General features: G+C 68.1%; 5 protein-coding genes. All 5 read right to left on the bottom strand.

The genetic code is table 11. From position 1 onward, the window contains the following. Positions 1-49: 49 nt before the first annotated feature. From BAU07_RS02430 to BAU07_RS02450, 5 genes are read right to left on the bottom strand one after another with little or no spacing between them, the layout of a single operon-like run. A complete protein-coding gene (locus BAU07_RS02430) occupies positions 50-2,197 on the bottom strand; it encodes a site-2 protease family protein (RefSeq protein ID WP_084025152.1) in 2,148 nt (715 codons plus the stop codon). Beyond that, complete coding sequence (locus BAU07_RS02435; protein ID WP_066653622.1) at positions 2,194-3,555, bottom strand: efflux RND transporter periplasmic adaptor subunit; 1,362 nt, start codon at positions 3,553-3,555, stop codon at positions 2,194-2,196. The genes BAU07_RS02430 and BAU07_RS02435 overlap by 4 nt, the downstream gene beginning before the upstream one ends. Before the next feature lie 39 nt (positions 3,556-3,594). Beyond that, on the bottom strand, positions 3,595-4,605 hold the full coding sequence (locus BAU07_RS02440) for an efflux RND transporter periplasmic adaptor subunit (protein WP_084025155.1): 1,011 nt from the start codon (positions 4,603-4,605) through the stop codon (positions 3,595-3,597). After that, positions 4,602-6,509, bottom strand: coding sequence for a TolC family protein (locus BAU07_RS02445; RefSeq protein ID WP_084025158.1), 1,908 nt, complete (start codon positions 6,507-6,509; stop codon positions 4,602-4,604). The genes BAU07_RS02440 and BAU07_RS02445 overlap by 4 nt, the downstream gene beginning before the upstream one ends. 19 nt (positions 6,510-6,528) lie before the next feature. Next, complete coding sequence (locus BAU07_RS02450; RefSeq protein ID WP_066653629.1) at positions 6,529-15,804, bottom strand: cadherin-like domain-containing protein; 9,276 nt, start codon at positions 15,802-15,804, stop codon at positions 6,529-6,531. Between the last annotated feature and the right edge of the window lie 8 nt (positions 15,805-15,812).

The raw sequence follows: 15,812 nt of genomic DNA on the forward strand, positions 1-15,812 counted from the left end.
CGGGCCGGCCTGGCGCATCACGCCAGCGCCCGGCACGCCCCGCGCTCGTTCAGAAACCGGCTTCGCGGATGACCACCACGATGAGGTCATTGACCCATTGGGGCAGCCAGCGCCGGTGTTGGACATCGATCACCACTTCGCCGGGACGCGTCGACAGCCAGGGCGGTGGCGCATCCAGGGCGATCTGCACGCGATACAACACATCGCGGGGCATGGTCTGCCCCTGCCGCACGGTATGCGCGGGAATCTGGCCGCCGTGTTCGGTCCCGAGCATGGGGTTTGGCAGGTACAGGGTGCGCGCGGTGTCGACGGACACCACGCGGCCCGCCAGCGGCGCCGACGCATCGCGGGCCGGATAGAACCGGGCGCGGTCGCCGACCTGGACGATACCCAGGTCCTGTTGCTGCATATAGGCGTCGACCAGCCAGGCGCCGCCATCCACGGCCACGCCCAGGGCCTGCTTGGTATTCACCCATACGCCCGGACGCAGTTCCTTGTCCAGGTCGACCAGTACGCCATCGGCGGGCGCGCGCAAGGTCAGCCGCCGCAACTCGGCGCGGTGCGACGCTGCCTCGGTCATTTCCCGGGCGAGTTGCCGCAGCAGGACCGACCTTTTTTCCTCGCCGTCCTTCTCCCCCTGGAGCCCCGCAAGCTGGGCCTGCAAGGCCTGCACGGCGACATCGGCGCGGGCGGCCTTGTTGCGGATCTCCGGCGCGTCCAGCACATAGAGGACCTGGCCGCCGCGTATGGGGCCGGCCTGGGCGGGCGCCTGGACGATCCGGGCCGGTATGGGGCTGTACAGCGTGTGCTGCGTCGCGCTATGGGCCCAGGCCGGCGCGCGGACCTTGTCGCCGCCCACCAGGACGCAGACGGCCCATAGGGCCAGCAAGGCGAGCAGCCACGTCATCATGCGCGCCGCCCGTATGCCGCCCCGGCGCACCCATACGCCCACCTCCCGGTATATCGGCATGACAACGAACCAGAGAATCTCGACCGCGAACAGGATGATGCCGAGCAGTTTGAAGAAGAAGAGATAGACCGCGGTGGCGATGCCCAGGAACACCACGAAGCGGTACGCCCAGGTCAGCCACGAAAACGTCACCAGGAACACCCGCAGGGGACGGTCGAAATGCTCGGGATCCGGTTCCCGCCAGCCCAGGAGCGTGCGGCGCAACTGCGCCCGCGCCAGCCCGCCGGCGCGCTCGTGCAGATTGGGCAGGTCGAGCGCGTCCGACAGCAGGTAATAGCCGTCGAAGCGCATGAAGGGGCTGGCATTCAAGGTGAGCGATATGAACCAGCTCGTGGTGGCCAGGAAATAGAACGCGCTCTTGGCCGTGGGGTCTTCCGTCAGGCTCCATGCCAGCGTGGCCAGGCCGGCGATCATGGTTTCGACCAGTATCCCGGCGCCGGCGATATGAAAGCGCTGGCGCCGGTCCGCCAGCTTCCAGGATTCGCTGGTGTCCGTGTAAAGGACTGGCCACATGACCAGCAAGGCGAAGCCCATATGGGCGACGCGCACGCCGTAGCGCGTGGCGGTATAGGCGTGGCCGAGTTCGTGCAGGCTTTTGGTGACCGCCAGGGCGACCATATACCCGAGCAGGCCCTCGAACGACAGCTTGTCCTGGAAGGTCGCCAGGAAAGTGTCCCATTGCCTGGAAGCCAGCAGCACGCCCGTCAACGTGAGCAGGCCGACCAGCGCCACGAAGGTGCGCGAGAACAGCGGCGCGACCCAGGGCATGGTGGCGCGCAGGAAGCGCCCCGGCCGCCACAGAGGGATGCGGATGAACAGATAGTTGTGCAGCAGCCATTTCCAGCCGGTGGCGGCGCGCGCCTTGCGCAGCGCCGCCAGGCGGTCCGAACCGGCGGCATCGCTGGCGCGCAGCAACTGCTGTTGCGCCAGGAAGACCAACAGGTGCAGCAGTTCGTCCTCGCTGGCCGACAAGGGCGTCTCGCCGTGCACGGCCGCGAGCAGGGCCTGCGGGGTGCCCAGTTGCCAGCGCGACAGCAGCTCGAACTCCAGCCAGCCGATGCGGAAAAACCGGTTGCCTATGGGGTCCTGGATCATCCAGGCCGGCGAGCCATCCCGGTTGGCGGCGGCCGGCAGCAGGTGCAGGTCCTCGCGCAGGGCAGGCAGCGTGGCCGGCAAGGACGGGCCGGCGGCCGGCGCCGGCGCCGCGATGGCCGGCGCCGTGCTCACAGCCCGCTCCATTCCCGCAGGGCGGCCAGCGGACGCCGCAGCACGTAGTAAACCAGCGGGACGCGATGGCCGTAGATCTTGGCCGTACCCTTCAGGCCGATACGTGCCACCTTGCCGTCATCGGCGGTGATGCGGCCCTTGATGCGATACGCGGCGATATTGTCCGGCGACACAGTGGCCTGGTAGCTGGTCTCGGTCAGCTCGCCATGCAGGGGCGACAGCGGCGCCACGTGCAGGAACACACGGATGTCGGCGCCAGGCTCCAGGTTGATCGCGTCGGCGGCGGGCAGCCACACCAGCACCCCGGCATCGTCCTGGTCGGCCAGCAGCGCGATGCGCTCGCCGGTGGACACGGGTTTGCCCAACCAGTCGTTGGGATCGCCGAACACCACGATGCCGTCGCGCGGCGCACGCACCAGCACGCGGCCCAGCATTTCATCCAGCCATGCCAGCTCCGCTTCCTTTTCGCGGACCTGGCCGTTTAACGAGGCCAGTTCGCCCTTGCTCTGCGCGTTGTCGAAAGCCTTCTGCGTGGCGCGCAGCGCATCCGCCCGGGCCACGGACAGGGCTTGCTGCGCCACGTCGCGCCGATTGCGCAGCGTCGTATCGTCCAGCGTAAACAGAAGTTCGCCGCGCTTGACGGACTGGTTGGGGTCGACCTGGAAGGACTTCACCACGCCGTCCAGCGGCGCGGACACCGCGGTGGCATGCAGGGCCACGATCTCGGCGGGTGCCAGCACGCTCAGGCGCACGGGCATCGCCATCACCGCCGCCAGGACGGCCAGCAGCGCCAGCTTGCGCCAGGGCTTGCGCAGCGCGCCGCGCACGCGGGCCAGCAGGGCCGGCCGCTGCCGCGCCAGCGCGCCGATGCAGTAGGCGTAGGTGGCGCCCAGCCGGGCGAGCAGCGCCTGCTGCTGCTCGCTGGCGTCCTCGTCGGCGCTGATGAGCAGGAAGCCGCGCCGCTGCCCTGAAGGATCCACCAGAGCAAGCAGGAACACGTAGGGCGACATCCATTCGGACCACTCCTCGGCCAGGGACGGCGGGAGCGCGTCCGGTAGCAGCCTGCGCAAGGGCGCCGATTGGGCGTCCTCGGCGCGCATGGCCTTCCAGCAATGCGCGCCGAGGCGCTTGAGCCAGACGGTGAAGGGCGAATCCTCGCTCAGCGTCGCCAGGTTGGACAGTTGTGTCAGGCGGGCGCGATCGCCGTGCTCGGCGGTGAAGACGGCGGCCTGGCGATAGGGAAACAGCTGCCAGGTCTCGTTCGCGATGACAAACCCCAGTTCAGGCAGGCTGCGCATCCGCTGCGCGCGCTGCTCCAGATGAAGCAGCACGGCGATGGGATTGAGGGGTGTATCCATGGATAGGGGAAGCCCGGGTGCCGGGGCACCCGGCAATGTTTACGGGCCGGGCGCGAAGCGGGCGCTGCCGCTCATTCCGGGCAGGAGGTCCGGGGCGTTGTCGGCGATGACGCCTTCCAGTTCGACGGATTGGCTGACCGCGTCGACGCGTGCGTTCAAGGCGGTAACGCGGGCCGTATACGTCTTGTCCGTTTCGTCGATATGGACCTGGAAAGGGGTGCCGACCTTCAACCAGCGCAGCCAGGACGATGGCGCGTTCAGGCGCAGCTTCAAGGGGCCGTCGCTGATGATGTCCAGCAGGGGCGCGTTCTGGTTGACGCCCTCGTAGGCCTTGACGTGCAGCTTGACCACGCGGCCGTCGAACGGCGCCTTGACGACGCAATAGGCCTGTTGCGCGCGGTACAGCGCGACCTGGGCCTCGGCTTTCTGCGCGGCGGCGGCCGCCAGCGAGACTTCGAGTTCGCCGGCCGACTGCAGGCCCTGCAGGCGCAGCTTGGCATTGTGGGTTTCACGCGCGGCGCTGAGTTCGGCCTGCGCCATTTTCAGGCGGGCCGCCTGTTCGTCGCAATCAAAGCTCAGCAGCGTCGTGCCCGCCTTGAAGCGCGAGCCCAGCGAACCATCCACATCGCGGATGCGGCCGATGCCCTGGCTGAACAGCGTGGCCTCCTGGGCCGGGGCCACCAGCACGCGCACGGCGTTCGTCGTGGCGCCTGGCGACGCAGGCGCGGCGATCGACGCGTCAGCCGGCGAGGCCAGCGGGCGATCCAGCTGCGCCGTGCGAAGGGCCGCGGCATCCGGCGTGGGAGCCGCATAGGCGGCATCCGTTGCACTCGCATTCGCCGCATCCGTTGCACTCGCTGGATTGGCCGCGACGGCGGCAGCGCGCGTCGGTCCGCCGTGGGCGGTGGTGGCTTGCGCGGCGGCGCCGGGCGCCGATGCCGCCGCGATGGCCGCGGGGGCCCGCGCGTCGGCCGGCGCGGCAATGGCGCTTATCGCGGCGTAGGCGATGCCCACGCTGGCCAGTACGGCGGGAACGACGTACCGTTTCATTGCCGCGCCACGCGGTCTGTCGCCTGTGTCAGCGAGGCGCGCAGGCTGCCTATCTCGGCCACGGCGGCGGCTTCGGAGAAGGCCACCAGCGACTGCCGCGACGGGGTCGCGCCCAGCGTGCTGCTGTAGTCGTCCTGGGCCAGCGCCCGGCCGTCCGGAGCCAGTATGCGGATTTGCCATGTGGCCGGCCGCACCGTATCGCGGGCGCCGCTGACGTTCAGGCGCATCACCAGCGTTGCCGGACGGACCTGGCCGGCATCGGCCACGACGGTGAAGCCATTGCGGCCCAGCGCCTCCGTGACCGCCTGCTTCATCGCGCTGGCCGTCGCCGCATCGTCGACATTGTCGATACGGACTTGCAGCGGCGTCGCGACGGGCGCGAGCGCACCGGCTTCGAGGAAGTTCTTGCGCTCGCTGTCCTGCAGCGTGCTTTCCAGCTTCTTGGAGAGGTCGGCAATGGTGGCGTTGTCCACATTGCCGGGCAGCACGTCCAGTCCGACCGAGTTGTAGATGCGGCCGAAGGCAGCCTGGGCCGTCGCGTAGGCCGAATACCGCTGGAATTCGGCGAGCAGGGCGCGGGTTTCGGTCCGGATGGCTTCCAGTTCGGAATCGGTGCGCGAGGTCAGCGAGGCACGCGCGAACTTGGCCATGCGCGAGTCGACACGGGCGCCTTCGCTGGCCAGGTCCAGGTCCACGAGGGACATGCGGTAGCGTTCCACCGCGACGCGGACCTGCGTCAGGATGGCCATGGAGAGGGCCAGGCGGCGGGCGTCGTCGGTGTTCTCCTGCGCCTTGTTGGCCGACATCACGGCCGGCATGGCGGCCAGGCGGAACAGGTCCAGCGACACCCGGACGCCGCCTTCGATCCAGCTGTTGTTGTACAGGTACTTGTTGGAGTCGTACTGCGGTCCCACGTCGAAGCTGATGCCGGGCAGCAGCGCGGTGATCTGGCGGCGGGCCTCGTCGGCGGAGATGCGCTTGCGGTAGTCTTCCTCGCGCAGTTCGGGACGTGCTTCCAGCGCGATATCCTCGAGCTGGCGCAGGTTGTTCGGCACGCCGGGCAGCTGCGGTTCCTTTTCGTCGGCCAGGGTGAACTGGGTTCCCGGCGGTATGGTCATCAGGGCGGCAAGTTCGCGCTTGGCGACTTCCAGGTCCTGGCGGCGCGTGTTCAGTTGCGCCAGGGAATCCAGCAGCGCACGCTGGTAGGCCAGCGCCTGCACGGGCGGCAGCAGCCCCTGGGCCTCGGCTTCGCGCGATTTGGCCAGGGCCTGGTACACGCGGGCGATCAGGGCGTCGGCCTGCCTGGACAGGCGTTGGGCGCCGAGCGCACGCCAGTAGGAGTTGCGCAGGTCGGACAGCAGGCTCTGCATGACGCGGCGACGGCGCTCTTCGGCCACCAGGTACTGGTTGGCCTGCTGCCGCGCGCGGAAATAGCTCATGCCGAAATCGAGCAGGTTCCAGGAGAAGGTCGCGCTGGCCAGCGCGCGGTTGCGTTCCACCGACGAGGACGGTATCAGCGAGACGTCGCCTGTTTCGATACTGACGCTGGTGCCGCCGGAGTCGTTGTTGCGCCAGACGTAGCCCGCGGATACCAGCATCTTGGGCAGCATGTCGTAGCGCGACACGTCCTGCAGGCCGTAGGCCAGCGCGGACTCCATCTGCTTCAGGCGGTAGTCCAGGTTGTACTTCAGCGCGCGCGCCAGGGCGTCATTGAAGGTGATGGGGCCGTTGATCGGTTCCTGGTCGGCATACAGGGTGACCTGGTCGGCCTGCACCCGCTGCGTGACTTCCGAAGTCTGTAGAGGCTGGGGGGTCACCGAGGCGCAGCCGGCCAGAGCCAGCGAAACGGCCGCGGCGATCAGCGCGGGGCGCCAGGGCAGCGCCACGGGGGTCACGATACGCATTGCGGTAGATTCCATTTTTCTATTGACGAGGAGTGGAAGTGCGGGCCGGCGTACTCGCGCCCGGTGGACGTGCGGCGCCTGCGGCTTGATGCAATTGCCGGGTGAAGGATGGCGCGTGGCCGGTGGTCTCGCCCTGCGGCGCGGCGGCCGGTCGTCCATCCCGATTCGCATCCGGGCGCGCGGCGGCGTGGCCGGCCGCGTGGCCCAGGTGCGTGAGGGGATCGAAGTCGTTGAACAGCGGATTGCCGCCGGGGGTGTCGGCGAAGCGCTCCGCCGCCAGTCCGGCGTCCAGTCTTTCAGAAAGCCGTTGCGAGACGTCCACGGCGCGCAGCACGTGCAGGTCGTGCGGCATGGCCAGCCGTTCGGCGATGAGGGTGGACTGGATCCGCGCCGGCTCCTGGGGCAGCGTTGCCGCCATCTGCGATTCGCGCACCGCATGGGTGACGAACAGCGCCGGCGACGGTCCGCGGGAGATGCGGATGACTTCCGGACGCAGGGCCCAGTATTCGATATGCAGCACGCCGCCCGTGTCGTCGTCCCCGTCCGTGTCGCCATCGCCGGCTTCGCCGTAGCGCAGGGTCTGCAGGGTTTCCGCGAGCGTGCCGCGCATGCCGGCCGCGCCCTGCGGGGTCCACGAGACGGGCTGGGGCAGGACGCCATTGGTCTGTGTCACCACGATCTGCAGCGTCGACGTCGCGGTTCCGCCTTCGCCGTCGCTGATGTGGTAGGTGACCAGCGGAACATCGCCCTCATAGCGCTCGACGGCCACGAAGGTATAGGAGCCGTCGGCGTTCAGGGTCAGCGTGCCGACATTGGGAATCGTCACCGTCTCGCCCGCGGCGTAGCTGCCGGCCACGCCCGCCACGGAGAACTGCTCGACCTTCAGCGTGTCGCCATCGACATCGCTGTCGTTGGGCAGCACGTTGCCGTTCAGCGGCGTGTCGTTCGGCGTGGTGCCGGAGTCGGGCGAAGCCTGCGGCCCCGGGTTGCTGACCTGCCATACGAAGCTGCGGCTGACGCTGCCGCCGTGGCCGTCGCTGGCGGTGACCGTCACGGTATAAGCGCCGCCGGCGCCGCCCTGCGATCCGGAGCGGTCCATCGTGCCGCGGATCATGCCGGTGGCCGGATCGATGGCCATACCCGGCGGCAGGCCGGCCGCCGTGTAGGTCAGCGTGTCGCCGTCGATATCCTGGAAGGCGTGGGACACGTCCACCGCGATGCCGTCCTGGGCGTCCACGTCGGTGCGGTCGGGAATCGGCGTGTCCGCGGTCGGCGCGTCGTTGGTGCCCACCACGGTCACCGTCACGGTGGTGCTGGCGGTATGGCCGTGACCGTCGACGATGGTATACGTGACCTGGGTGGTGGCGGTCTGCCCCTGGGCCAGGCCGGCGAAATCGCCGTTGGGATCGAAGCTGTAGCTGCCGTCGGCATTCAGCGTGAACAGGCCGCCGTCGCTGCCGGCCACCGCCTTGCCGATGTTGGCGCCGTCGCCGTTGACGGCCACCAGTGTAATGGCCTCGCCTTCGGGGTCGTGGTCGGCCTGGCTGCCGTCGGCGCCGATGATGACGTTGCCGGACGTCGGCGTTTCCGCGTCGGTCTGGTTGCGATCGGGCTGGGCGACCGGCGGGTCATTCAGGCCATTGACCGTAATCGTCAGGACGGCGGTAGCCGTGCCGCCCTCGCCATCGCTGACCTGGTAGGTGATGGACGTCGTGCGTGTCTGGCCCACGTCCAGGTCGGCGAAGTCGCCGCTCGGGTCGAAGGTGTATGTGCCGTCGGGATGGATGATGAAGCGGCCGCCGTGGTCGCCCGTGACCGGCTTGCCGACATTGGCCGCGTCGCCGCCCACCTGCGAAACCGCCAGCGTATCGCCGTCCGGGTCGCTGTCGGCCTCGCCGGGCGTCGCGCCCACGATCACGTTGCCGCCGGTCGGCGTGCTGGAATCGGTCTGGCCGAAGTCGTCCTGCGCGGCCGGCGTCGGGTTGCTGACCGTCAGGGTGAAGTCCTGGCTGACCTTGTCGCCATGCGTGTCCGTCGCGGTGACGGTGATCGTGTAGACGCCGCCGCTGGTGCCGCCGCTGCCGCCCTGCGACGCCGAATGGTCGATGGTGCCGCTGATCTCGCCGGTGGTCGGGTCGATGACCAGGCCGGCGGGCAGGCCGCTGGCCGAGTAGGTCAGCGTGTCGCCGGTATCGATGTCGGTGAAGCCCGAGGCGGTCGGGATGGTGATGGGCGTGTTGTCCACGCCGACCCTGTCGGGCAGGGTGGCGTCGACCGTGGGCGCGGCGTTCAGGCCCACGACCGTGATGGTGAGCGTGGCCGTGTCCGTCCCGCCTTCGCCGTCGCTGATCTCGTACGTGATGCTGGTCGTGCGCGTCGCGCCCTGCGGCACGTCGTTGAACTCGTCGTTGGGATCGAAGCTGTAGGTGCCGTCGGCGTTCAGCGTGAACCGGCCGCCGTTGCTGCCGGCCACCGGTTGGCCTACCTTGGTGGCGTCGTTGCCCACCTTGGAGACGGTCAGCGTATCGCCGTCCGGGTCGCTGTCGGCCTGTGCGGGGTTGGCGCCGGCGATGACGTCGCCGGATATGGGCGTGTCCGAATTCGTCGTGCCGGTGTCGTCCTGCGCATCCGGCGCCGGGTTGCTGACCGTCAGCGTGAAGGTCTGGCTGCTGGCGCCGCCGTGGCTGTCCGTGGCCGTGACGGTCACGGTATAGACGCCGCCCGCGCCGCCTTGCGAATCGGAATGGTCCAGCGTCCCCGTGATCTGCCCCGTGGCCGGGTCGATGGACAGGCTGGGCGGCAGGCCGCCGACGGTGTAGGTCAGCGTGTCGCCATCCGGGTCGGTGAAGCCGGTCGCGGTATCGATGGTTACGGTGTCGGTGTCCACCGCGACCTTGTCCGGCAGGGCCGCGGCCACGGGCGGAGTGTCGATCTGCACCGTCACGCTGTGGAGGTCGAATAGTCGGCCGCCTTCACCCTGGTTTTGCCCGGAACCCGCAACGCCGCCGCCGGCGACATTGTTGTTCTGGTCGTTCAGCGTGAAATCGATCGTGACGTTGGGCGACGCCGTCGTCGCCGTATCGGTGTTGCGGTAAGTGACCGCGCCGATGACCGTGCCGGCGGTAGCCGCGTCCACGCTGTTGTTAAAGGTGACCGTCAGCGTCCCGGTGCCGCCGGTGACCGCGCCGATGGCCGAGCCGTTCAGCAGGAGCGTGGTGCCGGCAACGGTGATGCCGGAGCCGCTGGCCCAGCCGAACACATCGTTGGCGTTCGCGCCGCCCTGCCGCTGTACGGTCAACGTGACGCCGGCCCAGTTTCCGCCCGGCACGTCAAGGTCGATATCCTTCGCGGTAACGACGCCGTCGCTATCCAGGCGCACCGCGGCGCCGCCCTTGACGGCCACCGGCGTGCCGCTGTCCAGGCCGGTGAAGTCGGGCTGGTCGTTGACCGCCGTGACTGTGGCGCCGATCGTGGTGGTCGTGCTGTACGCCGTGGTGCCGCCGGTGGCCGAAATCGTCAGCCCGGTTTCGACGGTGGTTCGGGCACCGCCCGATCCGTCCACTGCGGAAATGGTCAGCGCGGGCGGGGCGCCGTGATAATCGGCCACGGGTTGGAAGCGCAGCGATGCGTCCTTGGGCAGGTAGATGGCCGTGCCGCCGCTCAGGTCGGCGCCGACGGGAACGTCCACCCACACGCCCGGCGAGGTGCTGTATTGCCACTTGCCCTGCGTCGTGGCGTCCGCGCTGTTGCCCAGGATGACAATGCCCTGGAAGCCGGTGACGGTGTTCGCGCCGCCGGGAATGCCGGTGCTGTTGTCGCGCCCGTCGCTGTACTGGCCGCCGACGATGGCGTCGACCGTGGAGCCGGTGTTCGTGCCCGTGGCGACGTCTTCGCGCGTGATGATGCTGCCCGGGCCGCTGAGCGTGGGCGCATCGTTTACCGCCGTGACCGACGTGGTCAGCGTGACGTTGTTGCTGCTGTCGCTGTACTGCGTCGTGCCGCCGGAGTTCGTGCCGGTCAGGTCGACGGACTGGCCCGAGGTCAGCGGGCTGGACGTATCCACCAGCCGGGCGTCGAGGTTGCCCGGCGTGCCGGCGTAGTCGGCGGCCGGGCTGAAGCGCAGCATGTCGGTGGTGGCCAGCACGAAGGCATGGTCCACGGAGACCGCCGGGATGGCTTGCCACGTGACGCCGCCATCCGTCGAATACTGCCAGGTTCCCTGGGCCGCGGTCGCGCCATTGGCGGTTATGGCAATGCCGGCGAAATTGTTGTGCGTGGAACCGTTGGTGACGTCGTCTCGCACGTCCTGGAACTTGCCGCCGAACAGCGACTGCACGGTGGCGCCGGGCGGCGTGGCGCCGGCGTCCTCGGACACGGCCGGCAGGCTGACCGGCGTGCCGTCGGTACGCGTCGGCGCGTCGTTGACGGCGTTGACCGTCACGGTGATGTCGCGGCGCGTCAGCAACTCCGCCGAACTTCCGTCGGCATAGTCGTAGTCGCCGGGATTGGCCGTGGGATTGTTGGTGTCGCCGGTCAGGGATCCTGGCCGTTGTCCGCTGTTGCCCCCATCGTTGACGACGATGCTGAGGTTGAAGGTGCCGTTCCAGTCCACCGAGCCGCCCACACCGTCGCTGCTGGGCGTGGTGATCTGCAGGGCATCGAGCCGCGCGTTGATCTGGGCCAGCGTGGCGCCCGTGATGACGATCTGGTTGGTGCCCAGCCCGGTGACTGTTCCGCCCAGGCCGGCCGCGCCGGCGCTGGTGAACGTGCCCTTGTCGATGGTGATGGTGGCGGTCAGGTTGGAACCCGGGTCGCCGTTCGTATCGATGCTGTCGCTGTCGGTCACGGAGACGTGGCCGTTCAGCGATACGACGCCGTTGGTCTCGTTGACCACCACGTTGGTGGCGTCGATCTGGGCCGGGTCGTTGACGCCGGAGACGAACAGATCGCGCGTGGCGTGCGCCACGTCGTTAGTCAAACCGGCCGGGATGGCGCCATAGGGGTCAATGGCCGTGGTCGGCACATTGACGGTGCCTGTGGACCCGCCGTTCAGATTGGGGCCGCCATTGGCCTGGCCGCTGCCGTTCAGGGCGCCCGCGGCGTCGCGCAGCCGGTCGTCGACGATGACGTCGATCTTGTAGGCCTTGTCCACGTTGGCGACGCTGGCGTCGAACTTGATGCGCAACTGCGCCAGGTACTGGTTGACCGCCGCGATGTCGCCCTGGATGACCAGGGCCTGCTCGTTGCCATCGCGGCCGCCGACGATCTGTACCAGGCCGGACGCATCGCCGGAGCTCAGCGTGATGCCGTCGTAGGCGCCGACGGCCAGCGGGTTGCCGTTCTGGTCCAGCAGGCGCACGGTGACCTGCACGAAACTGGTTTCGCCGGTATCCGTGGTCGTGCCGTCGGGAATGTCCGGGTCGGTGACCACGACGCCAGTGACCGGGTAATCCACGTTGGCCTGGCCGGCGACAATGGTGCCCGTGCCCGCCGTGACGGTCGGCGCGTCGTTGGTCGGGTCCAGCGTGATGGCGATGGAGTCGGTGGGCGCGTAGTCGCCGCCGGTGTTCTCCCCCACCGCGGCGTCGCCCTGGGCCAGGCTCACATTGACCGTGACATCGCCCGGATCGCCGCCGTTCAGGTCGCCATTGGCGTTGGCCGGACTCCGGTAGGTCAGGCCCGACGTGGGGTCGTTGAGCAGTGCCTGGATATCGTCGGCACGACCGGTCAAGGTCATCGTGCCGGTGTTGTCCCCGACGATGGTGACCGTGCGGCCGTTGATCGAGAAGCTGGTCTGGCCGCCGTTGCCACCGATGCCCAGCGTGCCGTTGCCGCCGGCCACGCTCAGCGTCACGCTGATGGGCAGGCCGAGGGCCGTCGATTCGGCATCGGCCACCACGAAGCCGCCGCCGATGAAGGTCGCAACATCCTCGCTCACGGTGGCCGAGGTGGGCGCGGTCAGCGTCGGCGGCTCGTCGCTTTGCGATACCAGCAGTACGACGCTGGCGGTACTGACATTGCCCTTCAGGCTGGTGGCGATGGCCGTCTGGTAGCCGTCGATGACGTCGGTGGGAATCGCGGTGGGCGTTCCGCCCAGGCTGCCCGGCTGGTTGGCGTCTCCGCCGTTGGCCGCATTGGGCACAAGGTTGCCGCTGCCGTCGCGAACGCGGTCATCGGCGATGACCTGGACCGTGTACTGGTTGTTGCGCTGGTCGGGGAACACCACCTGCAGCGCAGCCAGCGCGGCGTTGATCTGCGCGCGCGTACCCTGGAACACCAGATAATCGCCGACGCCGTTATGCGAGAGCACGGTCACGCCGGTGGCGCCGCCGATGACGAATTGGATGTTCCCGCCTGCGGTGTAATCGCCCGCGCTGAAGGCGTTGCCGGCCGCATCCAGCAGGCGTACCGTCACCTGCAGGAAGTCGTTGCCGTCGCCCACGCTGAGGTCGCTATCGGCCACGCTGAAGCCCGGAATGGGGTTCTCCGCCGCGGTATCGCCCCCGACCTTGATGGGGTTGGGCGGCGCCGTGACGGTGGGCGCGTCGTTGACCGGCTTGATCTCGAAGTTGAACGTCGCGGCGGTGATCGGGTCGCCTTGCTTGACCTGCGTGGCCTCGTTCGAGGTCCAATCGCCATCGCTGACGACATACTGGAACGAATCCGTGCGCGTGTCGCTGCCATCGTGCACGTAAGTCACCACCCCGCTGTCCAGCTCGGCCTGGGTGAAAACGGACCCGACGCCCAGCACCGCGCCGTTGCGCATCAGGTTGCCGTGCGCCGTGGCGGTGATGATGCGGTACTGGCGCTGTATGTCCGTGTTGTCCGCGTCGGTGTACTTGAGGTAGACCGGGCCTCCCTGGCCGGCGTCGCCATGGATGACCACGCTGCCGCCCTCGTAGAGGGCATTGGGGCCGGTGGCTTCCACCTTGCTGTCGTAGACCGGAGCGTCGTTGATCGGGTTGATGATGATGTCGACACGCAGCAACGCACCCTTGCTGGACTGGTTGTTGGTGGCTGTGCCCGAGTCGGGCACACCCTGGTCATCCATCGGTCGCAGTTCGAAGAAATCGCTGAAATTCTCCGAGCCATCGTGCACGTAGGTGAGCTTGCCGCCGTTCAGTTGCGCGGCGGTGACGACGGCGCCGACGCCTATCTCGACACCGTCCAGGAACAACTTGCCATGCGCGACATTGCCTTCGATGGTGAAGGACAAGGCGTTGGTGTTGGCGTAGGGCGTGCTCGCGTCCGGCAGGTCGCCCTGGCGGTCCGAGTCGCTGAGGACGATGTGGCGGTTGTCGATGACCACCGACAGGCCTTCGCTCACCGCGGGCGTCTGGTTGCCCAGGGTCGCGGTGGGCGTGTCGTTCTCCGGCGTGACGGAGATCGAGAAGGTGTGGGTGGCGGTGACGATCGTGCCGTCGGAAATCGTGAACTCGAAGCTCTGGATGAAGTCTTCGCCGCCAAGGCTGCGGAACTGCACGCGCCCGTTGTCGACGTCGTCCTGCGTGAACGAGTCGAATTGGTTCAGCACCTGGCCGTTCAGCAGCACTGCGCCGTCGGTCGGCAGGGTCAGCAGCCGGTAGGTCAGGTTGGCCGGCGTCGTGTTCGCGGCGGTGCCGTTCGCCTGCAGCGCCGCGGAGGTGATCGTGACGGTGTTCAGGCTGGGGTCGTTGCCTTCCTGCACATCGATATGGGCGGTGCCGGTGAACTGCGGTCCGGTCGATACGTCGGGCACCGCGGGCAGCGTGCCGCCCGCGCCGACGCCAGGCGGGACGATGACGCTGAACGTGTTTTTCTGCAGCGTGGTGCCGGTGGCATCGGTATAGATACCGCCGTCGCGCACGGTGGGGTAATAGCGCACGTCCCCGTCCTTGACGGTGAACTCGAGCGTATCTGTGCGCTGCGTGGCGGACGTCTGGCGCGTCACATAGGAGACGCGCCCGTGGTTGATGTCGTCCTGCGTGAACGTGGATCCGACGTCCAGGCGGCCGCCGCTGAGCATGAAATAGCCGTACTGGGTATCCGGCACGCCGGTCACGGTGTACGTGATCGTCGTGTCCATGGAGTCGGTGTCCACCACCTGCAGCATCGCGCTGGTGATGACCAGCGGCGCCGTCGTCACCAGCGTTTGCGTCTCGTGGTGCGCGAGGACCGGGTCGTTGTCGTTGGGCAGTATCGTCAGCTGTATCGTCGCCGTCCTGCTGGCGGGCGTACCCGTTCCGCCGCCGTCATCCGTGACGACGAGCTGGAAACTGTCGGTGGAATAGGTGGGCTCCGTCCCGTCGTGGCTATAGGTGAGTTTGCTCAGGTCGGTGATGACGAAGTTGCTGTCCGTGATGGCAACGCCGTCGTAGTACAGCTGGCCGTGGGTCGGAAGGCCGGCCAACTGGTAGGTGTAGCTGCCGGTCTGGTCGGGGTCCGTCACGCCGATCATGCCGCGCGTCGTATTGATGATGCCGGGCAGCAGGACGCCGTTTGTGGTCAGCGAGACGTTCTGCTCGCCTTCGATCACGGTGATCTGTCCGGTCACCGTCGGCAACTGGTTCACCGGCAGGACATTCACCTCGATGCGCTGGTTGGTGATCAGGCCGCCCGCACCGTCGTCGATATTGACGGTGAAGCCGTCCCGCACGCCGCCCGGCGTGGTGACCTGGGATCCGTTGTGGACATAGATGAGGTTGCCCAGGTCGGCCGCAGAGAACGTCGATCCGCTCGTAAGCTGGTTGCCGTTCAGGGTCAGCACGCCATGGTCGGCGACGCTCGTGATCTTGAAGATCACCTGCTGCTGGCTGTTGTCGACCTCGGTCAGTCCCAGCTGCGCGGCGGTGAAGCCCTGCCCGGAATTGACGGCGGCGGCGAATTGCACGCTGCCGCCTTCATTCACGTCCGGCACGATGGGCGTTCCCGTGAACCGCGGCGCATCGTTCACCGGCGACAGGTTCACGTTGATCGTCGACGTGGCGGTCGACGTTCCGTCGTTGGTCTCCAGGATGAAGCCGGCCATGCCGTTGTAGTCGGCATCGCCCTGGAAGGTCATGCCGTTCAGGGCATTGTTGATGTCGCTCAGCGAACCCCGCAGGGTCAGTGCCGCGCCACCATTATTGGTGATCTGCAAGGCGCCCGGGGTGTTCACGGTCAGCGTGCCGTGCTGCGCGGTGAGGGTGACGGTCTGGTTGTCGTTTTCCGCGTCGGTGATCGACACATTGGTGATCTGGACCGCAGCGTCTTCCTTGCCGGTACGTGTGTCCGTCGCTTTGTCGACAACGGCCGGCGCCGCGCCGTCGAATAGCATCCGAGGCT

Source organism: Bordetella flabilis (assembly GCF_001676725.1).
GTDB classification, from domain to species: Bacteria; Pseudomonadota; Gammaproteobacteria; order Burkholderiales; family Burkholderiaceae_B; genus Bordetella_C; species Bordetella_C flabilis.